Below are 26,409 nucleotides of genomic sequence, written 5' to 3' on the forward strand. Positions count from 1 at the left end.
GGCGGTGATCGACCCGGCCGCCATCGCGCCGGCCTCGGCGGTGCAGACGCTGGACCAGCGCATGGCCCAGGCGCTCGGCCACAGCCACCCGGCGCCCGCGCCCGCCCAGGCCGCTGCGGCCCCGGTCGCCGCCGCCGCTCCGAAACCACGCGCCAAGCCCGCCGCCGCTCCCGGCGCGGGCGGCGCCAACGCTACACGCTGAAGGAGACGCGCCATGGATCGACGCCGCGTCCTGTCATTCATCAAGACGGCACTCACCGGTTTCGACAAACCGCTGGCGCTGATCGTCTTCCTGCTGTTCGCCACCGGCATCGTGGCGCTCTATTCGGCCGCCATCGACATGCCCGGCCGGGTCGAGGACCAGCTGCGCAACATCCTGCTCTCCTACGCGGTGATGTGGGTGATCGCCTACCTGCCGACCCAGACCCTGATGCGGGTCGCGGTGCCGCTCTACACGCTGGGCGTGGCCTTGCTGATCGGCGTGGCGATGTTCGGCCTGATCCGCAAGGGCGCGCGCCGCTGGCTCAACGTCGGCATGGTCATCCAGCCCTCCGAGATCATGAAGATCGCCATGCCGCTGATGCTGGCGTGGTACTTCCAGAAGCGGGAGGGCTCGGTCAGGTGGTTCGATTTCGTGACCGCGCTGCTGCTGCTGGGCGTACCGGTGGGCCTGATCGCCAAGCAGCCCGACCTGGGCACCGGCCTGCTGGTGCTGGCCGCCGGCCTCTATGTGATCTATTTCGCCGGGCTGTCGTGGAAGATTATCCTGCCGCTGCTGATGGCGCTGGTGGTGGCCGTCACCGCGCTGGTCACCTTCGAGAGCGATATGTGCGCGCCCGGCGTGAACTGGCCGGTCCTGCACGACTACCAGCAGCACCGCATCTGCACGCTGCTGGACCCCACCACCGACCCGCTCGGCAAGGGCTTCCACACCATCCAGTCGATCATCGCCATCGGCTCGGGCGGCGTGTTCGGCAAAGGCTGGCTCAAGGGCACGCAGACGCACCTCGAGTTCATCCCGGAAAAGCACACCGACTTCATCTTCGCGGTCTTCTCGGAAGAGTTCGGCCTGATCGGCAATGCCGTGCTGCTGGTGCTCTACCTGCTGCTGATCTTCCGCGGGCTGTATATCGCGGCCAATGCGCCGACCCTGTTCTCGCGCCTGCTGGCGGGCTCGATCACGCTGATCTTCTTCACCTACGCCTTCGTCAACATGGGGATGGTGAGCGGCATCCTGCCGGTGGTGGGGGTGCCGCTGCCGCTGATGAGCTATGGCGGCACGGCGCTGGTGACGCTGGGGATGGGGATCGGGATCCTGATGAGCATTTCGCGGCAGAAAAGGCTGATCCAGACCTAGGCGGAGACGACGCGGCTGCGCACCTCCGCTCCATGCACACGCCGAAGGCTGTTCCGGCTCCTCGCCCGGGAGACGGAGCAGCCTTCGTCGCTGAAGGTGGATGCATCACTTCGGAGCCCGGCGCGCAAAACCAATGGCGTACAGGCATCACCTCTTTGCTAAACTGCCCCCCAAACATCCCGGTTGAAGCCAATGAACGCCCAAGACGTCGCGACTTTCCTGCAGACCAACCCCCAGTTCTTCGAAGACCACGCCGAGCTGCTCGCCGCCGTGCAGCTGACCAGCCCGCACAGCCACCGCGCGGTGTCGCTGCAGGAGCGCCAGATGGAGATCCTGCGCGAGAAGAACAAGGGCCTGGAGCTGAAGCTGGCCGACCTGGTCCGTCACGGCCACGACAATGACCGCACGCAGCAGCGCATGCATGCGTGGCAGCTGCGCCTGCTGGCGGAGGTGGATTCGCACGCGCTGCCCTACGCGGTGCAGGATGGCCTGCAGCAGGTGTTCGAGGTGCCGGCGGTGACGCTCAAGCTCTGGCAGGTGGCCGAGGGCTACGCGCACATGGAAGTCACGCGCGGCGTGAGCGAGGACGTGCGCCTGTTCGCCGAAGGCCTGCGCGCACCCTATTGCGGCGCGAACAGCGGTTTCGAGGCGGCGGCATGGCTGGAGCGCGACGATATCGCGTCGCTGGCCATGGTGACGCTGCGCGTGCCTGCGCGGGAGCCGGGCACGCTGGGCGCCGCGTTCGGCCTGCTGGTGCTGGGCTCGCCGGAGGCGCGCCGCTTCCACGAGGGCATGGGCACGGCCTACCTGTCGCAGATCGGCGAAGTGGCGGGCGCCGCGCTGAACCGCCTGCGCGACTGAGGCTGCCATGCGCCACGGCGCGATCGCAATGGCCCGGTCATGACGCGCGGCCGGAATCCCGGGTCATCGCCCGCACCCGCCACCGCTGCCGCCGACAAGCCGGCACCGGATCCGCTGGTGCTGCGCTATCTCGAATGGCTCGCCAGCGGCCGCAAGCTGGCCGCCCACACGCTGTCCAGCTACGGGCGCGATCTCGCCGTCTTGCAGGAATACGCCACGCGCTTCGCGCCGGGCTGTGCCCTGCTGTCGCTGCAGACCCATCACATTCGCGGCTTTGCCGCGCGCCTGCATGGCGGCGGGCTGGCTGGCACCAGCATTGCCCGCACGCTGTCGGCGTGGCGCGGCTTCTACCTGTGGGCCGCGCGCCATGGCCTCGGCGTCGAGGCCAATCCGGTCGAGGGCGTGCGCGCGCCCAGGTCGGGCCACCGGCTGCCCAAGGCCTTGTCGGTCGAGCACGCTGTGGCGCTGGTTTCGCACAGCACGGGCGAGGGCGCGGAGGACGTGCGCGACCGCGCCGTGTATGAGCTGTTCTATTCGAGCGGCCTGCGCCTGTCGGAGCTGGTGCAGCTGGACCAGCGCTACACCGAGGATGGCGCGTACCGCTCGGAAGGCTGGATCGACATGGACAGCGCCGAGGTCACGGTGATCGGCAAGGGCTCGCGCCGGCGCACCGTGCCGGTCGGCAGCAAGGCCATGGAAGCGCTGCGCGCCTGGCTGGCGGTGCGCGCGCAGATGCTGCGCCCCGGCGCGGCGCCGCAGGATGCGCATGCCATGTTCCTGAATCCGCGCGGCCGGCGCCTGCCGGCGCGCACGGTGCAGTTGCGCATCAAGCAGCAGGCGATCCGCGCGGGCGTGCCGGCGGACGTGCATCCGCATATGCTGCGGCACTCCTTCGCCACGCATGTGCTGCAATCCTCCGGCGACCTGCGCGCGGTGCAGGAAATGCTGGGCCATGCCAGCGTGGCCACCACGCAGATCTATACCGCGCTGGATTTCCAGCACCTGGCCAAGGTCTACGACAAGGCGCACCCGCGCGCGGGCAGGGCGCATGCCGCGCCTGCGCCGGAACCCGACGCGAACGCCTCGTCGCCCGCGGCCGGGCCGGCTAAGCCCGCCGCGGCGCCCGGGGACGACTGAGCGCGGCTACGGCTTGCCTTCCCACTGCGCCAGGATGGCGCGGAACGCTTCCATTTCCGGCAGCATCCAGGCGCGGAACGCCTTCACCTTCGGGGATTCGAGCATGCCGGGCGAGCAGACGAAGTAGAGCAGCCACGGGCAGGGGATGCTGACATTGAACAGCCTGACCACACGCCCCGACAGCAGGTCGTTGTAGGCCAGCGAGGAGCGGATCAGCGCAATGCCGTGTCCCGCGGCGGCGGCCTGCAGCAGCAGCGAAGAGTCTTCGAGCAGCAGGCCCTTGCGCGGTTCGGGCCAGTCCAGGCCGGCGGCCTCGAACCACGGTTTCCATGGATCGCCTTCGCCGCGCAGCAGCGGCATGCCCTCCATGTCCTGCGGGTGTGCCGGCAGCTTGCCGCCGTTGAAGGCGGGGCAGCAGACCGGGAAGAACACATCGTCGAGCAGTTTTTCCACGTACAGGCCGGGATAGTCGCCGCTGCCCATGCGCAGTGCGATATCGACTTCCTCGCGTGCGAAGTCCACCAGGGTGTTGGACGACAACAGCTCCACGTCCAGTTCGGGATGCCGCTCGATGAAGCTGCCGATGCGCGGCGTGAGCCAGCGCGCGGCAAACGAGGCCATGGTGCTGATGGTAAGGCGCTTGTCGCGGCTGCCGGCCTGCAGCGTGCGCGTGGCATCGGCGATTTCCAGCAGGGCCTCGCGCACGCGCATGGCGTAGGCGCGCCCGCCGGGCGTGAGGCTGACGCGCTTGCCGTTGCGCACGAACAGCGGCTGTCCCAGCTCTTCCTCGAGCGCGCGGATCTGGTGGCTGACCGCGCCATGCGTCACGAACAGCTCGGTGGCGGCGCGCGAAAAGCTCTCGTGGCGGGCCKCGGCCTCGAACGCGCGCAGCGCGGTCAGCGCCGGCAGGCGCGGTAGCTCGCGGTGCCAGCCGCGCGGCAGATCTTTCTCCAATGCCCCTTTCAGCGCCATGACCAGTCCCGTCGCATGTGAGTTTATTTAGCAAGAACCGGGAAAATATATCGTTTTGGAAGGGCTTCGGCAATCACTAGAATGCAATGCATCGGCGCTGCGCCCGCACCGGTTCCGTTTCAGACACCGCCAGGCCCATCAAGGGGAGTGTACGAAGCGGCGGCCCATTCCGGGCAGGCGGGTGCGCACAATTGCCGATGTCAGTGAAGGATGCCCAACATGAAAACATTGCTCACAACGACCCTGTTCACCCTGAGCCCGGGCGAAGTCACCTCGCTTTCCATCCACGTGGCCCAGCGGCTGCACGTGGAAGAAGCCTCCGGCACCGATCTCTGGGTCACCCGTGAAGGCGACTCGGCGGACCACTGGCTGCGCTGCGGCGGCAGCATCCTGCTCGAACGTGGCGACGAGATCGTCCTCAGCGTGGATCCGCGCGCCGCGCAAGGCGTACGCCTGGCGCTGATCGCCGAAGCACGCCGGCCGGTCGTGAGCATGGGGCACCTGGTGGCGGGCATGGCGCGGCGCCTGGTTCGAGGGACGGAATGGACGCCTAACCAGGACCAGATCACGGCCTCCTGAGGCCGGGGCCGGCGCATCCGGGCGCAGCCACCTGCGGCTGGTGCACTCGCGCCGGCCGGGCGAGCCCGCGGACGGCGGCGGGACGTGATGACAGCGTGAAGGCAGAAAGGGGCGGCATCCTGTGCGATCCGCCCCTTTTCCTTATTTTCGTTAAACTGGCGGGATGCAATCGATACAAGTCATCGAGCAGGGCCGCCAGGACTACGAGCCGTGCTTCGACGCGATGCGTGCCTATACCGCCGCCCGCACCGCCGAAACCCCCGACCAGATCTGGCTGGTGGAACATCCCCCGGTCTACACGCTCGGCCAGGCCGGCGACCCCGCGCACCTGCTCGCACCCGACGAGGCCATTCCGGTGGTGCGCATCGATCGTGGCGGGCAGGTCACTTATCACGGCCCGGGCCAGGTCGTGGCCTATCTGCTGCTGGACCTGCGCCGGCGCCACCTGATGGTGCGCGAGCTGGTTAATGCGATCGAGCAGGCCGTGCTGGACACGCTCGCGGCGTATAATCTCGCAGCCGAACGCAAGCCCGGCGCACCTGGCATCTACCTTTCCGAAGGTGAGCACCAGGGCGCCAAGATCGCCGCGCTCGGACTCAAGATCCGCAACGGCTGCAGCTATCACGGCGTCAGCCTCAACGTGCAGATGGACCTCGCGCCCTTCCTGCGCATCAACCCCTGCGGCTATGCCGGACTGGAAACGGTCGACATGGCCACGGCGGGCGCCACCTACGCGGTGGCCGATGCGCCGGGCGCGCCTCGCCTGCCCGTGACCGCGGCCCAACAAGCCGATATCGCACGGCGCCTCGCGGCGGCGCTGGGCGACGTACTGGCAGCGGCGCAAGAGCGCGCCGCGGCTGCCGGCCCGAAACCCGCCGCGGCTCTGGTTAACTAGCTATCCAGCCGAACATGCACGCATCGCGCGTGCGGAGAAAACTATGAGCGACGCCCTGATCGCCTCTTCCAGCGAAGCCCCGCAACCCCAGGCGGAGCAGTACGATCCGACCCGCAAGCAGAAGTCCGCTGACAAGACCGCGCGCATCCCCATCAAGATCGTGCCGGCCGAGAAGCTCAAGAAGCCCGAGTGGATCCGCGTCAAGGCGGCCACCGGCAACTCGCGCTTCTACGAGATCAAGGATGTGCTGCGCGCGAACAACCTGGTCACGGTGTGCGAAGAGGCGAGCTGCCCCAATATCGGCGAATGCTTCGGCAAGGGCACGGCCACCTTCATGATCATGGGCGACAAGTGCACGCGCCGCTGCCCGTTCTGCGACGTGGGCCACGGCCGCCCCGACCCGCTCGACGCCAACGAGCCGGGCAACCTGGCCCGCACCATCGCCCAGCTGCGCCTGAACTACGTGGTGATCACCAGCGTCGACCGCGACGACCTGCGCGACGGCGGCGCCCAGCATTTCGTGGACTGCATCACGCTCACGCGCGAGCTGTCCCCCGCGACCCGCATCGAAGTGCTGGTGCCGGACTTCCGCGGCCGCCTGGACAAGGCGCTGGACATCCTGCAATCGGGCCCGCCCGACGTGATGAACCACAATATGGAAACCGTGCCGCGCCTGTACAAGCAGGCGCGCCCGGGCGCGGACTACGCGCACTCGCTCAAGCTGCTGCAGGAGTTCAAGCGCCGCAATCCCCACGTGGCCACCAAGTCCGGCCTGATGGTGGGCCTGGGCGAGACCGACGAGGAAATCCTCGAAGTCATGCGCGACATGCGCGCCCACGACATCGACATGCTGACCATCGGCCAGTACCTGGCGCCGTCGGGCCACCACCTGCCGGTGATGCGCTACGTACATCCGGACGTCTTCAAGATGTATGAGGAAGAGGCCTACAAGATGGGCTTCACCCATGCTGCCGTTGGCGCCATGGTGCGCAGCTCCTATCACGCCGACGAGCAGGCGCACCAGGCCGGCTTCGCCTGAGCCCGGGGCGTTCGCCCAGCTGCGCAGACCGGCCGGTTTCCACCGGCCGGTTTTTTTTCGTCCGCGCGGAACGCGCGAGGCGTGTGTCCCGGCGTTGCAGGCGCGCCACGATACCGGCAACCGGCGCAAGAAAATCGGATCTGGCCGATCTCCCGGGCGGATGCGGCCGGATCGCCCTTCCTGCACCGCCGTGGCCCGGGCCGGGTCCGCACGGCATGCGGCGGGACCCGGGCGTGCGCCGCCCCGGTGCCGGATGCACCAGGATGGCGTGACGTCCGGCAAACACCACCGGTAGCGTCACCGGCTTCCTAGGGTCTACCCCTAGCCCCATCATCTCCTTGTTTAGTTATCATGAATTTATCGACAAATTGTCGATGAAAATAGATTGTACTCACGGACCGCCTCCTGGCCGGCGCCGCGCCTGACGAGTCCGGTGCGCCCGCCTACACTGCAAGGCAGGTCCCTTCCCGGTGCCGCCCATGTCCCGATGTTCCGTTCACCGCTTGGCCGAACGCGCGCTGCTTTGCAGCGTGCCGCCGCCTGCCTCGCTCGACGTACAGCGCCGCATCTGGGCCATGGCCCAGCGCGCGGCCGAATGGCGCGGCGTGGTGGACGCGGTGCCGGGCATGAACAACCTCACCGTGGTGTTCGACCGCGAGGCCGATCCCGAAGCGCTCGAGCGCAACCTCAGGCTCGCCTGGGCCTCCGGCGAGGCGAGCGCCGCCACCGGCAAGCTGGTCGAGATCCCGGTGCGCTACGGCGGCGAACACGGCCCCGACCTGGCCGAGGTCGCCGCGCACACCGGGCTGAGCGCGCAGGAAGTGGTGCGCCGCCACAGCGAGGCAGAGTACGTGGTGTACTTCCTCGGCTTCCAGCCCGGCTTCGCCTATATGGGCGGGCTGGACCCGGCGCTGGCCACGCCGCGCCGCGGCGAGCCGCGGCTGTCCGTGCCGGCCGGCTCGGTCGGCATCGGCGGCGAGCAGACCGGCATCTACCCGGCCGCGGCGCCGGGCGGCTGGCAGCTGATCGGGCGCACGGCCAGCGAACTGTTCGTGGCCGACCGCGATCCGCCCTCGCTGTTCGCGCCCGGTGACACGGTGCGCTTCGTGGTCGAGGAGCTGGTGGCATGAACCGTACTGCACGTTCCGGCGCATTCGCGCGGAGGACCTTCGCGTGATTGAGATCATCCGTCCAGGCGCGCTCGCCTCGGTCCAGGACCTCGGCCGTCCCGGCTTTCGCCGTTTCGGCGTGGGCACCACGGGCGCGCTCGACAGCGTCGCCCTCACCATCGGCAACCGCCTGCTCGGCAACGCTGCCGGCGATGCCGCCATCGAATTCACGCTCGGCCGCGCGTCCGTGCGCTTCCACGCCGATATGCGGGTGGCCCTCAGCGGCGCCGAATGCAAGGCCAACCTGGATGGCGTGCCGGTGTGGTCATGGCATGCCTTCGACGTGCGGCGCGGCGAAACGCTGACCTTGTCGGCTGCGCAGGGCGGCACGCGCAGCTACCTGTGCGTGGCCGGCGGCATCGACGTGGCTCCGGTGATGGGTTCGCGCAGCACCGATCTCAAGGCCGGCTTTGGCGGGCTCGGCGGCCGCGCGCTGCGCGAGGGCGACCGGCTCGGCGCCGGGCGTCCCGGCGTGGCCGACGGCAGCGACTGGCTCGGCGTGCAGGCGCCGGCCTGGGCGCTGCCGGTGACGAAGCTTGGCAACGCCGTGCCGATCCGCATGCTGCCCGGCGTGGAGTACGACGATTTCGACCCTGCCTCGCGCGATGCGCTGTGGCAGTCCGAGTGGGTGATCACGCCCAACAGCAATCGCATGGGCCTGCGCCTGCAGGGCCCGGCGCTGGCGCGCGACCCCGCGCGCGCGGCGGACCTGCTGTCGCACGGTGTGCTGCCCGGCGTGGTGCAGGTGCCGCCGGCCGGCCAGCCCATCGCGCTGATGGCCGACGCACAGACCACCGGCGGCTATCCGAAGATCGGCGTGGTGATCGGCGCTGACCTGTGGCGCCTGGCGCAGGTGCCGCTGGGCGCGCCGGTACGCTTCGTGCGCGTTTCGCTCGAACAGGCCGCCGCGGCGCAGGCAGAACTGGACCGCTACCTGCAACAGGTTGACCAGGCCCTGCAATGGCAGGGCGATGGCCTGATGATCGCGGCGCGGCGGCGCACCCGCACGCGCGTCGCGGTGGGCTGAGCCGCCCGCCGCAATCCAGGACAGACCCACACGGCCACGGCCGCATCCCCGGCAAAGACAGAACGAGGAGTAACGCAATGCATATCGACTTGAATGCCGACCTCGGCGAAGGCTGCGGCAACGACCGCGAGTTGCTGGCCCTGATCAGCTCGGCCAACGTGGCCTGCGGCTGGCATGCCGGCGACGCCGCCACCATGCTGCAGACCGTGCGCTGGGCGCTGGAGTCCGGCGTGGCCATCGGCGCGCATCCGAGCTACCCCGACCGCGAGAACTTCGGCCGCACCGAGATGCAACTGGCGCCCGACGCCGTGTACGCCGACGTGCTCTACCAGATCGGCGCGCTGGCGGCGCTGGTGCGCGCGCAGGGCGGGCAGCTTGCCCACGTCAAGCCGCACGGCGCGCTCTACAACCAGGCCGCGAAGGATCCCGTGCTGGCCGACGCCATCGTGCGCGCCGTGCGCGATTTCGATTCCGACCTGGTCTTCTTCGGCCTGGCCGGYAGCGTCATGGTCAAGGTCGCGCGCGAGGCCGGCCTCAAGGTGAAGGAAGAGGTCTTCGCCGACCGCGGCTACAACCCGGACGGCTCGCTGGTCAAGCGCGGCACGCCCGGCGCGCTGCACGAGGACGAAGACGTGGCCCTGGGCCAGACGCTGGACATGGTGCGCGGGCAGCGCGTGCGCGCCATCGACGGCACCTGGGTACCGATTCGCGCCGAAACCGTGTGTCTGCACGGCGACGGCGCACACGCGCTTGCCTTTGCGCGCCGCATCCGCGAGCGGCTCGGCGCCGAAGGCATCGCAATCCGCGCCGGAGCCTGAGGGGCGCGCCGCGCGCGTGCCTCAGGCCCCGGCATTACCGTGCCCCGCGGGACGTCGAGCAACATGACGCGGCGCGGGGCACTCGCCTCCATCACACTCTATTGGTGTCTCCCATGGAACAGGCAGTCAACCTCTGGCCCCTAGTCGGGGTCGGTATCATCATCCTCGGCTTCGTGCTGCGCTTCAATCCCATGATGGTGGTGGCACTTGCCGCCATCGCCACGGGCCTGGCGGCGAGCATGCCGGTCACGCAGATCTTCACCGCGATCGGCACCGCCTTCGTCAAGACGCGCAACCTGCCGCTGATCATCCTGCTGCCGCTGGCGGTGATCGGCCTGCTCGAGCGGCACGGCCTGCGCGAGCACGCGCAGGCGTGGATCTCGCGCATCGCCTCGGCCACGGTCGGGCGCCTGCTGATCGTCTACCTCGGCGTGCGCGAGCTGACCGCCGCGGTTGGCCTGACCAGCCTCGGCGGCCATCCGCAGATGGTGCGCCCGCTGCTCGCGCCGATGGCCGAAGGCGCGGCCGAGACCCGCTTCGGCAAGCTGCCCGAACCGGTGCGCCAGCGTGTGCTGGCCTTCTGCGCCGCCACCGACAACGTCGGCCTGTTCTTCGGCGAGGACATCTTCGTGGCCTTCGGCGCCATCGCGCTGATGCACACCTTCCTGCTGTCGTCCAACATCGACGTAGAGCCGCTGCATATCGCCGTGTGGGGCATTCCCACCGCGGTCTGCGCCTTCCTGATCCACGCGGTGCGCCTCAAGCGCCTGGATGGCTGGCTGGCACGCGAGATGGGCGGCCGCGCCGCCGCCGGTGCCACCGGTGCCGGCACCGCCGCCAACGTGAAGAGCGGGGAGTAAGCCATGATCGTATCCATCAACTATCTCTTCTGGCTGGCCGGCCTGGTGCTGGCCATCACCGCGCTGATGACCTTCGCCGACCGCGAGCATCCGCGCCGCTTCAGCACCGGCCTGTTCTGGGCGCTCTATGCGCTGGTCTTCCTGATCGGCGACAAGCTGCCGCCGGCCGTGGTCGGTGTGGGCGCCGTGGTGATGGCGCTGATCGCCGGCTTCGGCGGCGTGGGCCACGGCAAGCACGGCACGCTGCCGGAGGGCGAGCGCCGTGCCTCGGCCAAGCGCCTGGGCAACAAGCTGTTCATCCCGGCCCTGCTGATCCCGCTGGTGACCGTGATCGGCACTGTGCTGTTCAAGGACGTGAAGATCGCCGGCCTGGCGCTGCTCGATCCGAAGAACGTGACCTTCGTCTCGCTCGGCATCGGCTGCCTGGTGGCGCTGGCCGTGGCGTGCTGGCTCACCCGCGACAGCGTGGTGCAGGGCGTGCGCGAATCGCGCCGGCTGACCGAGTCGCTCGGCTGGGCGCTGGTGCTGCCGCAGATGCTGGCCATGCTGGGCCTGGTGTTCGCCGACGCCGGCGTGGGCAAGGCCGTGGCCCATCTGACCACCGCCTACATCAACATGGACTACAGGCTGGTGGCCGTGGTGGTGTACTGCGTAGGCATGGCGCTGTTCACGGTGATCATGGGCAACGGCTTCGCGGCCTTCCCGGTCATGACCGGCGGCGTGGGCGTGCCCATCCTGGTGAACATTTTCCACGGCAACCCGGCGGTGATGGCGGCCATCGGCATGTTCTCGGGCTACTGCGGCACGCTGATGACGCCGATGGCGGCCAACTTCAACATCGTGCCCGCCGCGCTGCTGGAGCTGGACGACAAGAACGCCGTGATCCGCGCGCAGGTGCCGACCGCGCTGATGATACTGGTCGCCAATATCGCCCTGCTGTATTTCCTGATGTAAGGGAGTGGCCGCCATGCGCACCGTGCTGCTGACCGGGTTCGAGCCGTTCGAGAGCGAACCCGTCAATCCATCCTGGGAGGCGRTGCGCGCGCTCGACGGCGAGCGCTTCGGCAGCGCCCCCGGCGATCCCGACGGCCCCGATGCGGCCATCGTCGTGGCACGCCAGCTGCCCTGCGTGTTCGGCGCCGCCAACGACGCCATGGCCGACCTGCTCGACGCGCTCAGGCCGGTGCTGGTCATCGCGGTGGGGCAGGCGGGCGGGCGCCCGGAAATGTCGGTGGAGCGCGTGGCGATCAATGTGGACGATGCGCGCATCGCCGACAACGCCGGTGCGCAGCCCGTCGATGTCCGCATTGCCGAAGACGGCCCCGCCGCGTACTTCGCCAGCCTGCCGATCAAGGCGATCGTGCGCGACATGYGCGCGGCCGGCGTGCCCGCCTCGGTGTCGCAGACCGCGGGCACCTTCGTCTGCAATCATGTCTTCTATGGCCTGATGCACCTGCTGGCCACGCAGGGCGTACCCGCGGGCGTGCGAGGCGGCTTTATCCATATTCCCTACCTGCCGGAGCAGGCCGCGCGCCATCCGGGCCAGCCCAGCCTGGCACTGGCCACGATGATCGACGGCATCCGCCGCGCGGTGGCGACCGCCCTCGCGACAACGACCGACATCTGCGAGCAGGGCGGCCAGACGCACTGAGCGTGCCGGGCGAACCGGCCGAACAGGGCGAACCCCGGGGCGGCGGCCGCGGGAAAAAGCCGCCGCGCGCCCAGGCCGGCGGCGGTGTCCTTTCCTAGCCGCCAGCCTGGCGCTGCGCCTTGCGCCGCGCGCGCCGCAGGCTGCGGCGGTCCAGCTGGAACTGCTCGAAACGCCAGATCAGGTAGAACAGCGCCAGGAACGGCCACATCCAGCCCAGCCATTGCGACAGGCTGTTGAAGTGGATGAAGCGCCCGAGCCGCCAGCCTTGCTCCGAAATCCAGGAATAAGGGTTGGCCGGCAGCAGGTTGCACAACACCAGCAGCACCATCAGCGTGGCCAGCGCCAGCGCGCCGCGCAGCCAGCGCGGCAGGCGCAGCAGCAGCACCAGCACCAGCGAGCCGGTCAGCAGCGCGAAGCGGCCGGCATCTGACAGCCAGTTGAAGGCGTTGTCATCGGGAAACTGCACTTCCGCCACCACCGCCTTGAGCAGCAGCGTGGCGGCCAGCAGCCCTGCCAGGATACGCAGCATCGGCGCCTGGCGGCGCATGGCGGCGGAGGCAAACAAGCCGGTGCCGACCCAGCCGCACGCCGTCACCAGGGATTCGAGCAACTGCTGCCCCTGGGCGTCCTCGGGCCGCAGCAGGCCGATGCCTTCGATCAGGCCGGGCAGCCCCGGCAGTACGCCCTGCAGCCACTGCACCGGCCATGAGTCGGGATCGGTCAGCCACTCGCGCACGATGCCGCCCATGCCGAACAGGTAGTCCTGCGGGAAGATCTGCGCGAACGGCCACAGCAGTATCAGGATGATGGCGAAGCTGGCATGCGGCTCGAACCACGCCATGCGCAGCTGGCGCAGCGAGCCGCGGTCGATCAGCGCGGCCGAGAACGGTGCCACCACGGCGCCCCCGAGCAGGGCGCCCAGCGCATTGGTGATGAGGTCGATATTGGACGAAATGCGGTTGGGCAGCCAGGTCTGCAGCGCCTCCATGGTGCCCGACAGCACCGCGCCCGCCGCCAGCGCCAGCAGCGTGGCGCGCGCGCCGGAGACGCGCGGATGCAGGGCCAGCACCACCAGCGCGCCGAAGGGGCAGTAGCCCAGCACATTGGTGATGATGTCGAACTCGGTCAGGTAGCGCGGCTTGGGCGCGGTGAGGAAGGCCAGCGGCGAGATGYCGTTGTCGGTCCAGCCGCTGAACGGATAGAGGCTGCCGTAGACGATCAGCAAGGTGAAGCACAGCAGGCCTACCCGCGCCAGCGGAGAGTGGCGCTGCGCCGGCGGCAGCGTAGGTGGCGGGGAAGGCGGCGGGGGAGCCGATGCCATGCGGTATCGCTTATTGCTGCGGCGGCAGCGCCGCCACCCAGTCGAGGATCGCCGCGATCACGGCATCGCTGCCCGCGGCCAGCGCCTTGACCCCGCCGGCGCCGTCCGCGCTGGGCGCGGGCTGCTCCGCCACGAAGGTCTTCTGCCCGATCAGGCCGTTGCGGAACACCGTGGCGCGCACGCGGATCACGCCGCGGCTGGCGCTGGCGGCGTCGAAGACCTGCTCGAATTCCAGCATGTCCACCTTGAGCGAGGGCGCGGTGGTGTCGGCGTACCAGGTCAGCGCGCCACGCGAGGCAACGGCCTCGCGCAGGCGCTCGTCGAACAAGCGTATCGGCGACATCACCCAGCGCTGCGTGGCGTACGGCTGCAGGCGCTCGGCCTGCGCGTAGTGAAGGCGGTAGTAGAGCCCGTTGCCGTCCATCCAGGTGGGACCGTCGGTCTGTGCCACGCGCAGCCTGGGCAGCGGCGTGGCGCCCGGCGCGGCGCCGGCGGGCGGCCCGAGGTCATAGGTGATGGTGGGCGCGGAGGGCGAGAGCGCGCAGCCGCCCAGCAGCAGGGCGGCCAGCGCCATGCCGCTGAAGCAGGGCCCGAAGCGGGGCCGGAACAGGGAGACGGTGCGCATCATGGATTGCCTCGGGGGATTGGCGTGGGTACGCGGCATGGTGGCTTTCCCTGATCCTCAGGGTGCGCTGAAGCCCGGCTCGCCCGGGCCCGGCGCGGCCGCCGGGCCGCCGAACAGCAYGCTGCGCGGGCTGTCGTTGAACTGGCTGGCGGCACGGTCGATGCTGCGCATGGTCTGGCGCGCGTCGCGGGTCAGGCCGTTGACCTGCGGCAGCGTGTCCTGCGTGACGCCGCCGGCGGCCGCCTGCACCGAATCGGCGACGCCCTGGAGGTCGCGGCCGACACGGTCGACGGTGCGCAGCACCGTGCCGTCGGGACTGGCCAGCTCCTGGGTGAGGCGCCGGGCGGAGGCCAGTGTGGCGTTGAGGTTATCGGTCACCTGCGGCAGCTGGCGCACCGCCGGCTCGAGCGAGTGCGCCAGGCGCGAGTAGTCGTCGGCGGTGGTGTGCACCGAGCGGATCGCCTCCATCAGGTCGCGCCGGTTGTTGGCCTGGAACATGTCGCCGAGCGAGTCCATGATGGTTTCCAGCTGCGTCAGCAGGGTGTCGCCGCGCTTCTCCAGCTCTTCGAAGAAGCCCGCGCGCATGGCGATGCGCGCCACCGACTTGGCCGAGGTACGCAGGTGCGGGGAGGGCTGGCCGCTGCCGTTCTGCGCGGTGGCGTCGTCGAGCTGCACGTAGCCGATCCCGGTCACGCCCTGGAAGTTCAGCGTGGCATAGGTGGTGGTGGTGATGGGCGCGTCCTGGTTGACGCTGATGCGCACGATGATCTGCCCCGGCACGGCGGGATCGAAGCGGATCGACACCACCTTGCCCACGTCCAGGCCGCGGTACTTGACGTCGGCCTCCGGCCCGAGGCCGTTGACGGTGGATCGGGTGATGAGGTCGTACGGCACGCGCACGGCGTGGTCGCTGCTGAACCAGAAGATCGAGAACAGCACCAGGATCACCAGGCCGATCGTGAACACGCCGGCCAGGAAGGCGTGTGATTTGTTTTCCATCATGCTTCTCCAGAATGCGGGCCCGCCGCGGCCGGCGCCGGGGGCAGGGCCTGCATGGCGCGCCGCCCGCGCTCGCCGAGGAAATACTCGCGGATGAACGGGTGGTCGATATGCACCAGTTCGCGGATCGGCTGCGCCGCCAGCACCTTGTGGTCGGCCAGCACCGCTACGCGGTCCGACAGCGCCACCAGGGTATCGAGATCGTGCGTCACCATCACCACGGTCAGGCCCAGCTCGTGGCGCAGCTCGCGGATCAGCGCCACGTAGTCGTCGGAAGCCATCGGGTCCAGCCCCGCCGTGGGCTCGTCCATGAACACCAGTTCGGGCTCCAGGGCCAGCGCCCGCGCCAGCGCCACGCGCTTGATCATGCCGCCCGACAGGTCGGACGGCATCTTGTCCGCGTCGCGCGCGCCCAGCCCCACCAGTTGCAGCTTGAGCAGCGAAGCCTGGCAGATCAGATCGTCGGGCAGGGTGCGAAGTTCACGCAGCGGCAGTGCGATGTTGTCGATCACCGAGAGCGCGGAAAACAGCGCGCCGCGCTGGAACTGCAGCCCCCAGCGGTTGCGCAGTGCCTGCAGGCGGGCTGTGCCGAGCTTGCGCAGGTCTTCGCCGAACACGCGGATGGTGCCCGAGGTGGGGCGCTCGAGCCCGACGATCTGGCGCAGCAGTACGGTCTTGCCGCTGCCCGATCCGCCCACGATGGAGAGCACTTCGCCGCGGTAGACGTCGAGGTTCAGGCCGTCGTGCACGACCGCCTCGCCGAAGCGCTTGACCAGGTTGCGGACCTCGACCACGGTGGTGCGCTTGTCGTGCCCCACGCTGTCCGCCGCGGCGGGAACGATGGCTGTGCTCATATGCCGATGTCCTTGAAAAGGATGGCGATGATCGCATCGGCCACGATCACCACGGTGATCGAGGTCACCACCGAGGCGGTGGTGCCTTCGCCCAGGCTGCGCGTGTTGGGCTGGATGCGCAGGCCGTAGTGGCAGGCCGTGAGCGCGATCAGCATGCCGAACACCACGCCCTTGCCCAGCCCCAGCCAGAGGTTGGCTACTGGCACTGCGTCCGGCAGCGCGCGCAGGAAGAAAGCTGCGCTGAGACCGAGCTGGAGGCGCGCGGCGAGGATGCCGCCGGCCAGCGCCATCACGTCGGTCCAGGCCACCAGCAGCGRCATGGCCACGGCCAGCGCGATCACGCGCGGCATGATCAGGCGAAAGCCGTGCGAGATGCCCATCACGCGCATCGCGTCGAGCTCCTCGGTGACGCGCATCACGCCGATCTGCGCGGTGATGGCCGAGCCCGAGCGCCCCGCGACCAGGATCGCCGCCAGCACCGGCCCCAGCTCGCGGATCACCGCCATGCCGAGGATGTTGACGATGAAGATGCTGGCGCCGAAGGTGCGCAGCTGGTTGGCCGAGAGGTAGGACAACACGATGCCTATCAGGAATCCGACCAGCGCGGTGATGCCGAGCGCCTTGTAGCCCGCGTTGTGGATATTGGCCGAGATCTCGCGCCAGGGGCCGCGCTGCGGCGCGCGCAGGAAGCGCAGCAGGTCGAAGGCAAGCTGGCCCAGCATGGTCACGCCATTGCCGATCTGCGCGATCATCGACAGGATCGAGGCGCCCAGCAGCGTCACCGGGTTGAAGCGGTCCACCATGTGCTTCTTCCAGTTTTCGCGGCGCAGCCCGGCGATGCGGCCGAACACGCGGCGCTGCGCCTCGTTGGCCTCGAGCCGCGCGGGCAGCTTGCTGCCCCACGCCTGCCACATCAGCTGGGCGCCGATATGGTCGAGCCGGCCCAGGCCCGCCAGGGACCATTGCGCGTCGGCGCCAACCAGGTGCAGCTCATGGCGCAGCGCACGGGCGTGATGGCAGTCCGACAGCGCGAGCGCGGTCCAGTCGCCGCGCAGGTGCGCCGTTGCCGCTCCGTCCGCGCGCGTCACTTCAATCGCAGGCGTGCTTAGGCTTTCCAAGAGGATGGGGGAAGTGATGGGCAAGTCCCGATTCTAAGCCACCCGCAGGGCCAGCGGGCGCCTGGCGGGGCGCAAGCGCCCGCGCCTCTCCGATCCGTCACCCGATCCATCACCCGATCCATCACCCGATCCGTGAGCGATGGGCGCGGCTACAATGCGGGCTGGCCCGCCCCGCAGGGGGGACGCCGTGCGCGGCCCTTGCGCCCATTGTGCTCCGTGCTTCCCGTGTTTCCCCTGCTTTCCGTCTACATTGCTCCGCATGTCCTCTGACCAGCCTTCGCTCCCGCCGTCCTCGCCTTCGCCGCCGGCACCCGCCTGGCGTATCGACACCGGGCGCCTGCGCGCCGCGCTGGACGGCGCCGCGCGCGACTGGGCGCTGGACGTGGTCGACGAGACCGGCTCCACCAATGCCGACCTGACGCTGGCCAGCCGCAGCGCTGCGTGGGGCGAGGCCGGCGCGCTGCGCCTGGCCTATCGCCAGACCGCCGGGCGCGGGCGCCAGGGCCGTCCCTGGCAAGGCCAGGCCGGACTGACCTTCTCGGTCGCGTTGCCGTTGCCGCTGGCGCCGTCGCGGCTCAGCGGGCTGAGCCTGGCCGTCGGCCTGGCGCTGGCCGAGGCGCTGGCCGACTGCGATGCACGGCTTGGCGCCGCCGTCGGCCTGAAATGGCCCAACGACCTGCAGATCGACGGCCGCAAGCTGGCCGGCATCCTGATCGAATCGGTGCCCGCGGGACCGCAGCGGGTGTGGGCGGTGATCGGCATCGGCCTGAACCTGGTGCGCGATGCGCAGATGGAAGTCGCGCTCGGGCGCAGCCTGGCCGGCGTGGGCGAGTACCTGCCGGCGGCCGACCCGACCGCGCTGCTGGCTGCCGTGCTGAACCGGCTCGCGGCGATGCGCGTGCAGTTCATCGCCACCGGCTTCGCGCCGATGGCGCAGCGCTGGTCTGCGCGCGACGCTTATCGCGACCAGCCCGTGCGGCTGCTGCACGATGGCCAGGTGCAGGCCGAAGGGCTGGCGCGCGGCGTGGATGGCGAAGGCCACCTGCTGCTTGAAACGGCTGCCGGGCTGGAGCGTGTTTCCAGCGGCGAGGTCTCGCTGCGGCCGGCGCAGCCCGGCACCGGCGGAGCGCAGGCATGAGCATCGACGTGGCCAGCGCATCCGCGGGCACGGCGGCCGTGCCGCAACTGCTGATCGATATCGGCAACACCCGCCTGAAATGGGCCTGGTGCCAGCAAGCCTGGCCCGGCGCGGTCGCGGAAGGCCCCTTGCCCGCGCCGTGGCAGCACTGGGGCGCGGTGGCCCACGACGAACTTGCCACCCTGCTGGCGCAGTGGGGCGCGCTGCGCGAGACCATGCCCGCCGGCACGCGGCCGCTGGTGTGGGTCAGCAACGTGGCCGGCGCGGCCTTGGCGGCCAGCCTGCAGGCCGCGCTGGATACGGAGTTCGGCGCCGGCACCAAGGCCAACTGGGTGCGCTCGGCGCCGCGCTTCGGTGGCCTGGTCAACGGCTACCGCGATCCCGGCCAGCTCGGCGTGGATCGCTGGATCGGCAGCATCGGCGCGCGTTGCTACCGCCCGCATGGTGCCTTGCTGATCGTCACCGCCGGCACCGCCACCACGCTCGACGTGGTGAGCGCGCAGGACCGCTTCGAGGGCGGCCTGATCCTGCCCGGGCTGGACCTGATGCTGGGCGCGCTGGCGCGCAACACCGCGCAGTTGCCCGCGCTGGGGGCCGGCGATGCCGGCCTTGCCGCGCCCTGGGCCGACAATACGCGCGACGCCATCGCCGCCGGCTGCCTGGCGGCGCAGGCCGGTGCCGTGGAGCGCACCTGGCGCGCCCTGGCCGAACGGGGGCCGGTGCGCTGCCTGCTCTCGGGCGGCGCTCGCCACATACTCGCCAACGCGCTCTCCATGCCGTTCGAGATGCACGATAATCTCGTGCTGCTCGGCCTGCATGTCATGGCCACGCAGAGCGGACTCGATACCTTGCCGGGCTGAGCCCGCGTTGTCCGGATTTTCCCAACTCCTTCACGCCCGACCCGGCGTTCCGCCCCGCATCGCCCCCATGCTCCTGCGAAACCTGTTCATCCTGCTGGCATTGCTCAACGCCCTGTTGCTGGCCGCCGTGCTCGGCGCCTTCGGCCCCCGGCCTTTGTCAGGATGGCTGGAAAGCCCGCGCGAGCCCGAACGCGCCGCCCAGCAGACGCGCGCCGAACGTTTCCGCCAGCTGGCGCGGCAAGAAGGCGCGCATGCGGCCTCCGCGCCCGCGCCGGCGGCTGCGCTGCAGCAGCTCGAACCGGGCCAGGGCGCGCCGGACGCGCCAGGCGCCAGCGCCGTGCAGGCAGCCGCGCCCGCCGCGGCCTGCGTGGAGATTGGGGGCTTCAACGGGGAACTGGTGCGGCGCGTGGCCGACGAGCTGGCCGGCGCGCCGCCGGGGGGCTGGCGGGTCGAGCAGTTCGAGCGGCAGGAACAGGCGCGCTGGTGGATCCACCTGCCGCCGCAGGCTTCGCGTGAAAACCTGGAGCGCAAGCTGGGCGAGCTGCGCCGGCGCAATATCACCGATGTGGCGGTGGTCAGCGGCGGCTCGCCGGAAACCTATACGGTATCGCTTGGCCTGTTCCAGGAGCGCGAGCATGCCGAGCACTTCCTCGACAACCTGCGCGAACACGGCGTGCGCACCGCGCTGCTGAGCGACGCGCCGCATCCGCTCACGCGCCAGTGGCTGCGTGTGCGCAACGTCGATGCCGCGCTGCGCACGCGCCTTGATGAGGTGCGCCGCCGCTATGGCGTCCAGGCCATGCTGACCTGCGCCTGAGGCTGCTTCAAAAAGATCCTGGCGTCGTTGCGCGGCCTTGCCGTACCGGTTGTACTGTCTGCGGCCGCGCCCTTGCAGGGCGCATGCGCGCTGGCAGGCGCGCACCGCTGCGCAGGCGGATCACTGCGTGATCCGAATTCCCTGCTCCGCCCTAGCCAGGACCGCTTCGCTTCATTTTGAAACAGCCTCAGGGGGCTGCTTCAAAAAGATCCTGGCGTCGTTGCGCGGCCTTGCCGTACCGGTTGTACTGTCGTTGCGCGGCTTGGGCCAGGGGCTCAGCCGCCCTGGCGCACCTTGGCCAGCAGCTTGGTGGTGGAGCGGTCGTGCCGGAACGCGATGGCGTGCGCCTGCCCGCCCCAGCTGCGCACCAGCCGCGTTTCTTCGAGCGTATTGATGTCGTAGTCGCCGCCCTTGACGTAGATGTCCGGGCGCACCAGCCGGATCAGCTCCACCGGCGTCTTTTCGCGGAACATCACCACCAGGTCCACCGATGCCAGCGCGGCCAGCAGTGCCATGCGGTCCGTCTCGTGATTGAGCGGGCGGTCGTCGCCCTTGCCGAGCATGCGGACCGAGGCGTCGCTGTTGACGCCCACCACCAGGCTGGCGCCCATCTCCCTCGCCTGCGCGAGGTAGGTGGCATGCCCGCGGTGCAGGATGTCGAAGACGCCGTTGGTGAAGACCATGGGGCGCGGCAGCGCGGCCAGATGCTCCGCCAGCGCTGCGGCGTTGTCGGGCGGGACCAGTTTGGACTCGAAGGAGGCGGGGAGCATGGCGATGGGCGGCGGGTTGGCTTGAAAAAACAAAGCCCCATCATCGGATGGGGCTCGTCACTCCGAAGGCGCTAGGCAACCTCCGGCGCAAAGGGCGGGCTCAGGCCTGCGCGGGCTGCGCGCCACCTGCGGCCTGCAACCGGGCATTCAGTTCCTTCCGGTAGCGGTTCAGGTCCTGCACCGTCTCGAAAGTGCGCTCGAACAGCAGCGACATATTGTGCAGGATCCGCTCGATCACCTTCTTCTCCCAGCCTTCGTCGAAGCGGATCTGTTCGTCGAGCCAGTGCTCGAGCCAGTCCGGATCCGGCAGCCGCGACTGGATGGTGTCGTTCGGGAACAGGTTCTTGTTGACGTGCAGGTTGGTCGGGTGCAGCGGCTTGTCGGTGCGGCGCGCCGAGGCCATCAGCACGCCGATCTTGGCAAACGCCGAGCGCGCGCTGTCGCCGAACTGGTTGAGGTATTTCTTCATGTAGCGCAGGTAGGCGCCGCCATGGCGGGCTTCGTCCTGCGACAGGGTGCGGTAGATCTGCTTGATGACCGGCTCGGTGTGCCATTCGGCGGCACGGCGATACCAGTGGTTCAGGCGGATTTCCCCGCAGAAATGCAGCATCAGGGTTTCCAGCGGCGGGGCCGGGTCGAACTCGAAGCGCACGGCGTGCAGTTCTTCCTCGGTCGGCACCAGGTCCGGGCGGAAGCGCCGCAGGTATTCCATCAGGACCAGCGAGTGCTTCTGTTCTTCAAAGAACCAGATGCTCATGAAGGCCGAAAAGTCGGAATCGTGGCGGTTGTCGCGCAGGAACATCTCCGTGGCGGGCAGGGCCGACCATTCCGTGATGGCATTCATGCGAATCGTCTTGGCCTGGTCGTCGGTGAGCAGGCTCGGGTCGAAGGAATCCCAGGGGATGTCCTTGTCCATGTGCCAACGGACCGCTTCCAGCGATTTGAACAGTTCGGGGTAGAGCATGGTAAGCCTTTGAAATTACGCGCAGATTCTACCAGATGCGAATTATTCCCAACGCCCTTTTTGTGTCGAAAGCAAGAGCTTGCCTGCGCCTTGGCCCGCGCAAGGCAAACTAGTGGGCGAATATCGCGCCTGGGTGGCCGCTTACCGGTCCCGTCCGTTCGCGTTCCGGGAGGAYCGACAAGCACAAAGGGAATAATAAGCCACTCATGGCGCGGGCCATATAGGTTAGGCCGTCACGCCTGTCGGTGGTTCGCGCTGAAATGCAGCCGCGGGCGCGTCGGCAGGCCCGGGCCTGCCGCCGGTGTCCGGCGCGACGGCGTCGTACAGGAAAGCGGCGAGTTCGTGCTGCTGCGCCATCGCGTCCCGCTCGCCGAGGCCGATCAGCGCCTTGGTGAACTCCGGCTCGAACAGCAGGTAGCTGGCGAAGGCGGCGCCGCGTGCCTCGGTGCCGCCCAGCGGCGCCAGCAGCGCGCGCACGGTGCGCGGCAGCCGTTGCACGTGTTCGGCGGCGATGGCTTCGATGGGTTCGCTGGGCGCGACGGTCATCACCTGGATCGGGCGCCAGCCTTCGCGGTCGTTGGCGATTTCCGGCATCCGCGACAGCAGGCTGTTGATGTGCTGCAGCCGTTCCAGGTCCGCGGAAAGACCGTCCAGGAAGATGCTCGCCAGCGCTTGCCCGCCCACCTGCGCCAGCGACGGGTAGCCGCCCGCCGGCACGGTGTCGAACCAGCCCGGGCGCTGGCGCGAGGCCGCGCCGATGGCCAGGATGCGCGAGGCGCCCAGGTGGATGGCCGGCGAGAGCGGCGACATCTGGCGCATGGTGCCGTCGCCGAACCACTCGTGGTGGCCCTCCAGTTCCAGCGGCAGCGCGGGAAACAGGAACGGGATCGAGGATGAGGCGAGCAGGTGGTCCACGCCGATCTTTGCCTCCACCGCCAGCCGCTGGCTGCGTTTCCACGGATGGATGCGGCGGTGCGACTGGTAGAAGGTGACGTGGCGGCCGGTGGTATAGGACAGCGCGGTCACGGCAAAGGCCTGCAGGTCGCCGGCATCCAGGCTGTCCTGCACGCGCTCGGGATCGAACAGCTCGCTCAGCATGCTGCCCAGCGGGGTGTTGTCGAACAGCGCGCGCGGCGCGCGGCGGGTTGCCCACCCGAAGGCCAGCGCGGAGAGCCAGCGCGCGCCCGAGGCGCCCACGCCCATCAGGCCGGTACGGTAGACGTCCTCGGCGTGGATGCCGCTCCAGAGCGCGCCCAGGCTGTCGGCCGCGGCGCGGAAGTTGGCGGCGTTGATGGCCATGCCGGCGCCGTTGATGGCGCCGGCCGAAGTGCCGCAGATGATGTCGAAGGGAATGCGGCCGCGATCGCGCCCGTGCCGGGCGGCGATGCGTGCGATGCCGCGCAGCACGCCGGCCTGGTAGGCCGCGCGCGCGCCGCCGCCCAGCATGATCAGCGAAGTGGTCTTCTGTGACGGCATGGGCTTTGGGGCGGGTTCAGGGGACAGGCCGGGCGCTGCCTCAGCTTTCGTCGCCGGGCGAGCTGTCCGGCTTGGCGGTGGCGGGTGTCTTGCTTGCCGGCCGCTTGGCCGGTGCCTTGGCCGGGGTCTTGCTCGCGGGCTTGGCGGGCGCCTTGCCGGCGGGTTCCGCCGCGGCTTTCGTGCCGGTCTTTGCGCCGGTCTTTGCGCCAGTCTTTGCAGCGGATTTCCCGGCGGGCGCCTTTTTTGCCGGCTTGGCCGTGCCGGCCGCCGCCTCGCCGCGCGGCGCCGTCGCCGGCGTGGCCGGTGCGGGCTCGGGCGTGGCCGCGCCCGGCATGCCGAAGCTGCCGAGGTTGCCGAACGGATTCAGGCTGGAGGTGGCGGCGCTGGCGGCGATCTGGTTGAACTGCTGCTGCAGCATGTCCCACCAGATGCCGGCGTTGGGCGCCGCGGCGCCTTCGTGGCTGCCGGCTTGGGCGGCCCCGGCCTCGGGTGCATCGGCGGCTTCGGGCTGCCCTTCCTCGGGGCCGTTGTCTTCCTCGTCCTCGTTTTCTTCCACCGTGGGCTCGGGGCGCGCGCGGAACGGCGGCGACGGCTCCTCCTTGCGCTGGTGCGGCGGCACGGCGCTGGGCGCGTTGGCGGCACGCGCCACGTTTTCCATCGCGCTTTGCATGGCCTCGGGCGAGAGCGCGCTGCCGAAGGTCTGCAGCGCCACCAGGGTGGCGCGCTGGACTTCCAGGCCCTGGATGGTGGTGCGCAGCAGGTTCACATTGAGCTGCAGCCAGCCTTCCACCGCCTTGAGGTCCTGGATGCGCTTCTCCAGCTCTTCCAGGTCCATCGGTGGGGTCATGGCCTGCAGGCCGGGCATCAGGCCGCCGGGCATGCCGGCAGCACTGCCCCACATCTTGCGCAGGAACTCGAAGCCGTTGGTGAAATCAGGAATCTGGCCAAACATGGTCACTCGCCTCCGAGGGGTCGGCAGCCGGCATGGCCGGCTGCGGGGGTCGAACTACTTTAATCGGATTGCATCAAGCGGACTGCATCAACGGACTGCAACAAGCGGACTGCCTCAATCGAACTGCGGCGGCCGCTTTTCCCGCAGGCTGGCCACGCCTTCCTGCACGTCGGGGCCGGCAAAGCCCATGAATTCAAGCGCCAGCGAGCTGTCGAACGACGGGCCCGCCATGCGCAGCCAGTTATTGAGCGCGTACTTGGTCCAGCGGATCGCGGTCTGGGAGCCGGCGGCCAGCCGGCGCGCCACGTCGAAGGCGCGCTCGACCAGTTCCGACTCGTCCACCACCAGCGACACCAGCCCGATGCGCTCGGCCTCTTCGCCGCTCACCGACTCGCACAGCATCAGATAGTACTTGGCCTTGGCCATCCCGCACAGCAGGGGCCACACGATGGCGGCATGGTCCCCGGCCGCCACGCCCAGCCGGGTATGGCCGTCGACGATGCGCGCGTTCCTGGCGGCGATCGAGATATCGGCCAGCAGCCCTGCCACCAGGCCGGCGCCCACGGCCGGGCCGTGCATGGCGGACACGATGGGCTTGTCGCAGTTGATGACGTTGTAGACCAGGTCGCGCGCCTCGTGCCATACGCGCGTGCGGGTGGCGAAGTCGTTGGCCATGTCCTCGACCAGCGAGAGGTCGCCGCCGGCCGAGAAGCCCTTGCCTTCGCCGCGGATCAGCGCCACGCGGATGTCGGGGTCGGCGGAGACGTCGCGCCAGATCTCGGCCAGCTCGCGGTGCATATTGGCGTCGGCGGTGGCCAGCTTGCGGTTGGCCGACTGGTCCGCGCCCATCACGATCTCGAGGATGGGCCCGTGCTGGCGCAGGGTCAGCGCGCTGTAGCGGGCATAGCGCGGCGAAAGCGGCGGGGTGCCTTCGGGAGCGGGGGGCGGGGCTTGCGGGGGGAGTGCGGACATGGGCTGCGATGGCCTTGGCCATTCCATAGTGGAGCGTGGGCCGGGCCGCGCCAGGCGGCCCGGGGCGCCGCCGGCGGCTGCGGATCCGGTGATCGCGCAACCGGTGGCAATTCGCCAACCGAGCGGTCGGTAAATTATAAGCACGTCGGCCGCGCCGCCGCCAGCGGCCGCCGTGCGTCGTCTCAGCTGCGCGCCGACACCAGCTGGTCGATGGCGCCGAACACCGAGTGGCCCTGCGCGTCGAACATCTCGATCTTGACCGCGTCGCCGAACTTCATGAAGCCGGTGACGGGCTGGCCACCGTCGATGATCTCCAGCATGCGCTTCTCGGCGATGCAGCAGTAGCCCTTGCTGCGGTCCACGTTGGAAATCGTGCCCGAGCCGACGATGCTGCCGGCGCGCACATTGCGCGTCTTGCAGATATGCGCGATCAGCTGGCCGAAATCGAACACCATGTCGGTGCCGCAATCGGGCCAGCCCACTTTCTTGCTGTTCCAGTGCACCGTCATCGGCAGGTGCACGCGGCGCTCGCGCCAGGCTTCGCCCAGCTCGTCCGGAGTCACCGCCACCGGCGAGAACGCCGTGGCCGGCTTGCTCTGGAAGAAGCCGAAGCCCTTGCCCAGCTCGGCCGGGATCAGGTTGCGCAGCGACACGTCGTTGGCCAGCAACAGCAGGCGGATGCCCTCGGCGGCCTGCGCGGGCGTGGCGCCGGCCTTGACGTCGCCGGTGATGACGGCCACCTCGGCCTCGAAGTCGATGCCGTGGGCCTCGCTGGCGCACACGATATCGTCGTGCGGGCCGAGCAGGTCGTCGGAGCCGCCCTGGTACATCAGCGGATCGGTCCAGAACTCGGGCGGCATCTCGGCGCCGCGCGCGCGGCGCACCAGTTCGACGTGGTTCACGTAGGCGGAGCCGTCGGCCCACTGGTAGGCGCGCGGCAGCGGCGCCATGCAGGCACGGGGATCGAAGGCGAAGGGATGGCGTCCGCGGCCGGCGTTGAGGGCGTCGTAGACGTCCTGCAGCTGCGGCGCATAGAAGTTCCAGTCGTCCAGCACGGCCTGCAGCGTGCCGGCGATATCGTTGACGTAGTGCGCGGTCTTGAGGTCGCGCGAGACGACCACGAGCTGGCCGTCGCGCGAGCCGTCCTTGAGGGTGGCGAGTTTCATGTATTCGGGAAC

The 26,409-nt window shown here is 69.5% G+C and carries 28 protein-coding genes; 16 read left to right on the plus strand and 12 right to left on the minus strand.

Annotation, left to right across the window (positions count from 1 at the left end; all coding sequences use genetic code 11):
* The 4 genes from AC1DO7_RS06595 to AC1DO7_RS06610 all read left to right on the plus strand — a co-directional run.
* Positions 1–202: hypothetical protein (locus tag AC1DO7_RS06595; RefSeq protein WP_477115912.1), on the plus strand; the 202-nt coding region annotated here is incomplete at its 5' end.
* Positions 203–214: 12 nt separating this feature from the next.
* Complete coding sequence (rodA, locus tag AC1DO7_RS06600; RefSeq protein ID WP_441621291.1) at positions 215–1,357, plus strand: rod shape-determining protein RodA; 1,143 nt, start codon at positions 215–217, stop codon at positions 1,355–1,357.
* 192 nt (positions 1,358–1,549) lie between these two features.
* A complete protein-coding gene (locus AC1DO7_RS06605; protein WP_441621289.1) occupies positions 1,550–2,218 on the plus strand; it encodes a DUF484 family protein in 669 nt (222 codons plus the stop codon).
* 39 nt (positions 2,219–2,257) lie between these two features.
* Positions 2,258–3,355 carry a tyrosine recombinase XerC gene (locus tag AC1DO7_RS06610; protein ID WP_441621287.1) on the plus strand — a complete coding sequence of 366 codons (1,098 nt, stop codon included), beginning with the start codon at positions 2,258–2,260 and terminating at the stop codon, positions 3,353–3,355.
* Positions 3,356–3,361: 6 nt separating this feature from the next.
* On the opposite strand, the gene AC1DO7_RS06615 is transcribed toward AC1DO7_RS06610, so the two are convergent.
* Complete coding sequence (locus tag AC1DO7_RS06615; protein WP_477115913.1) at positions 3,362–4,327, minus strand: transcriptional regulator GcvA; 966 nt, start codon at positions 4,325–4,327, stop codon at positions 3,362–3,364.
* Positions 4,328–4,546: 219 nt separating this feature from the next.
* Between AC1DO7_RS06615 and AC1DO7_RS06620 the strand changes: the two genes are divergently transcribed.
* The 9 genes from AC1DO7_RS06620 to pcp all read left to right on the plus strand — a co-directional run bounded on the left by AC1DO7_RS06620 (position 4,547) and on the right by pcp (position 12,365).
* The gene (locus tag AC1DO7_RS06620) at positions 4,547–4,906 is read left to right on the plus strand and encodes a DUF2917 domain-containing protein (protein WP_441621283.1); all 360 of its coding nucleotides are present in this window, start codon (positions 4,547–4,549) and stop codon (positions 4,904–4,906) included.
* A 163-nt stretch (positions 4,907–5,069) separates the two neighbouring features.
* Entirely contained in the window at positions 5,070–5,801 is a 732-nt protein-coding gene (lipB, locus tag AC1DO7_RS06625; protein WP_441621281.1) for a lipoyl(octanoyl) transferase LipB, read from the plus strand.
* A 43-nt stretch (positions 5,802–5,844) separates the two neighbouring features.
* Positions 5,845–6,840: a lipoyl synthase gene (gene lipA / locus AC1DO7_RS06630; RefSeq protein WP_441621279.1), complete on the plus strand. Its 996-nt coding sequence runs from the start codon at positions 5,845–5,847 to the stop codon at positions 6,838–6,840.
* 479 nt (positions 6,841–7,319) lie between these two features.
* Positions 7,320–7,970, plus strand: a complete 651-nt coding sequence (pxpB, locus tag AC1DO7_RS06635) for a 5-oxoprolinase subunit PxpB (RefSeq protein ID WP_441621277.1) — start codon at positions 7,320–7,322, stop codon at positions 7,968–7,970.
* A gap of 43 nt (positions 7,971–8,013) precedes the next feature.
* Positions 8,014–9,036 (plus strand): 5-oxoprolinase subunit C family protein, encoded by a 1,023-nt coding sequence (locus tag AC1DO7_RS06640; protein WP_441621275.1) that lies wholly within the window; start codon positions 8,014–8,016, stop codon positions 9,034–9,036.
* Between the two features lie 77 nt (positions 9,037–9,113).
* On the plus strand, positions 9,114–9,854 hold the full coding sequence (pxpA, locus tag AC1DO7_RS06645) for a 5-oxoprolinase subunit PxpA (protein ID WP_441621273.1): 741 nt from the start codon (positions 9,114–9,116) through the stop codon (positions 9,852–9,854).
* A gap of 113 nt (positions 9,855–9,967) precedes the next feature.
* Positions 9,968–10,714: a DUF969 domain-containing protein gene (locus AC1DO7_RS06650; protein WP_441650246.1), complete on the plus strand. Its 747-nt coding sequence runs from the start codon at positions 9,968–9,970 to the stop codon at positions 10,712–10,714.
* 3 nt (positions 10,715–10,717) lie between these two features.
* Entirely contained in the window at positions 10,718–11,668 is a 951-nt protein-coding gene (locus AC1DO7_RS06655; protein WP_441650247.1) for a DUF979 domain-containing protein, read from the plus strand.
* 13 nt (positions 11,669–11,681) lie between these two features.
* Entirely contained in the window at positions 11,682–12,365 is a 684-nt protein-coding gene (gene pcp, locus AC1DO7_RS06660) for a pyroglutamyl-peptidase I (protein ID WP_477115914.1), read from the plus strand.
* 94 nt (positions 12,366–12,459) lie between these two features.
* On the opposite strand, the gene AC1DO7_RS06665 is transcribed toward pcp, so the two are convergent.
* From AC1DO7_RS06665 to AC1DO7_RS06685, 5 genes are all read right to left on the minus strand, one after another.
* The gene (locus tag AC1DO7_RS06665) at positions 12,460–13,686 is read right to left on the minus strand and encodes a VanZ family protein (protein WP_477115915.1); all 1,227 of its coding nucleotides are present in this window, start codon (positions 13,684–13,686) and stop codon (positions 12,460–12,462) included.
* Positions 13,687–13,696: 10 nt separating this feature from the next.
* The gene (locus AC1DO7_RS06670; RefSeq protein ID WP_441621326.1) at positions 13,697–14,260 is read right to left on the minus strand and encodes an ABC-type transport auxiliary lipoprotein family protein; all 564 of its coding nucleotides are present in this window, start codon (positions 14,258–14,260) and stop codon (positions 13,697–13,699) included.
* A gap of 108 nt (positions 14,261–14,368) precedes the next feature.
* Positions 14,369–15,313: an MlaD family protein gene (locus AC1DO7_RS06675; protein ID WP_477115916.1), complete on the minus strand. Its 945-nt coding sequence runs from the start codon at positions 15,311–15,313 to the stop codon at positions 14,369–14,371.
* The gene (locus AC1DO7_RS06680) at positions 15,310–16,164 is read right to left on the minus strand and encodes an ABC transporter ATP-binding protein (protein WP_441621261.1); all 855 of its coding nucleotides are present in this window, start codon (positions 16,162–16,164) and stop codon (positions 15,310–15,312) included. The genes AC1DO7_RS06675 and AC1DO7_RS06680 overlap by 4 nt, the downstream gene beginning before the upstream one ends.
* The gene (locus AC1DO7_RS06685; RefSeq protein WP_477115919.1) at positions 16,161–17,288 is read right to left on the minus strand and encodes an MlaE family ABC transporter permease; all 1,128 of its coding nucleotides are present in this window, start codon (positions 17,286–17,288) and stop codon (positions 16,161–16,163) included. Before AC1DO7_RS06685 ends, AC1DO7_RS06680 begins: the two co-directional genes overlap by 4 nt.
* Before the next feature lie 253 nt (positions 17,289–17,541).
* On the opposite strand from AC1DO7_RS06685, the gene AC1DO7_RS06690 reads away from it, so the two are divergent.
* From AC1DO7_RS06690 to AC1DO7_RS06700, 3 genes are all read left to right on the plus strand, one after another.
* Positions 17,542–18,420: a biotin--[acetyl-CoA-carboxylase] ligase gene (locus AC1DO7_RS06690; protein WP_441650250.1), complete on the plus strand. Its 879-nt coding sequence runs from the start codon at positions 17,542–17,544 to the stop codon at positions 18,418–18,420.
* Positions 18,417–19,280, plus strand: coding sequence for a type III pantothenate kinase (locus AC1DO7_RS06695; protein ID WP_441650251.1), 864 nt, complete (start codon positions 18,417–18,419; stop codon positions 19,278–19,280). Before AC1DO7_RS06690 ends, AC1DO7_RS06695 begins: the two co-directional genes overlap by 4 nt.
* Before the next feature lie 67 nt (positions 19,281–19,347).
* Positions 19,348–20,097, plus strand: coding sequence for an SPOR domain-containing protein (locus AC1DO7_RS06700; RefSeq protein WP_441650252.1), 750 nt, complete (start codon positions 19,348–19,350; stop codon positions 20,095–20,097).
* Between the two features lie 275 nt (positions 20,098–20,372).
* Here AC1DO7_RS06700 and rfaE2 read toward each other — a convergent pair whose 3' ends face one another.
* The 6 genes from rfaE2 to AC1DO7_RS06730 all read right to left on the minus strand — a co-directional run bounded on the left by rfaE2 (position 20,373) and on the right by AC1DO7_RS06730 (position 26,397).
* The gene (rfaE2, locus tag AC1DO7_RS06705; RefSeq protein ID WP_441621323.1) at positions 20,373–20,867 is read right to left on the minus strand and encodes a D-glycero-beta-D-manno-heptose 1-phosphate adenylyltransferase; all 495 of its coding nucleotides are present in this window, start codon (positions 20,865–20,867) and stop codon (positions 20,373–20,375) included.
* A 100-nt stretch (positions 20,868–20,967) separates the two neighbouring features.
* The gene (locus AC1DO7_RS06710) at positions 20,968–21,831 is read right to left on the minus strand and encodes a ferritin family protein (protein WP_441643559.1); all 864 of its coding nucleotides are present in this window, start codon (positions 21,829–21,831) and stop codon (positions 20,968–20,970) included.
* 225 nt (positions 21,832–22,056) lie between these two features.
* Entirely contained in the window at positions 22,057–23,307 is a 1,251-nt protein-coding gene (locus tag AC1DO7_RS06715; RefSeq protein ID WP_441650253.1) for a patatin-like phospholipase family protein, read from the minus strand.
* A gap of 40 nt (positions 23,308–23,347) precedes the next feature.
* Entirely contained in the window at positions 23,348–24,259 is a 912-nt protein-coding gene (locus tag AC1DO7_RS06720; RefSeq protein WP_441650254.1) for a PhaM family polyhydroxyalkanoate granule multifunctional regulatory protein, read from the minus strand.
* Between the two features lie 114 nt (positions 24,260–24,373).
* Positions 24,374–25,231 carry an enoyl-CoA hydratase/isomerase family protein gene (locus AC1DO7_RS06725; protein ID WP_441621247.1) on the minus strand — a complete coding sequence of 286 codons (858 nt, stop codon included), beginning with the start codon at positions 25,229–25,231 and terminating at the stop codon, positions 24,374–24,376.
* A gap of 182 nt (positions 25,232–25,413) precedes the next feature.
* Positions 25,414–26,397, minus strand: coding sequence for a fumarylacetoacetate hydrolase family protein (locus tag AC1DO7_RS06730; RefSeq protein WP_441621245.1), 984 nt, complete (start codon positions 26,395–26,397; stop codon positions 25,414–25,416).
* Between the last annotated feature and the right edge of the window lie 12 nt (positions 26,398–26,409).

The sequence above is a fragment of the Cupriavidus sp. 05N40 genome (assembly GCF_056397305.1).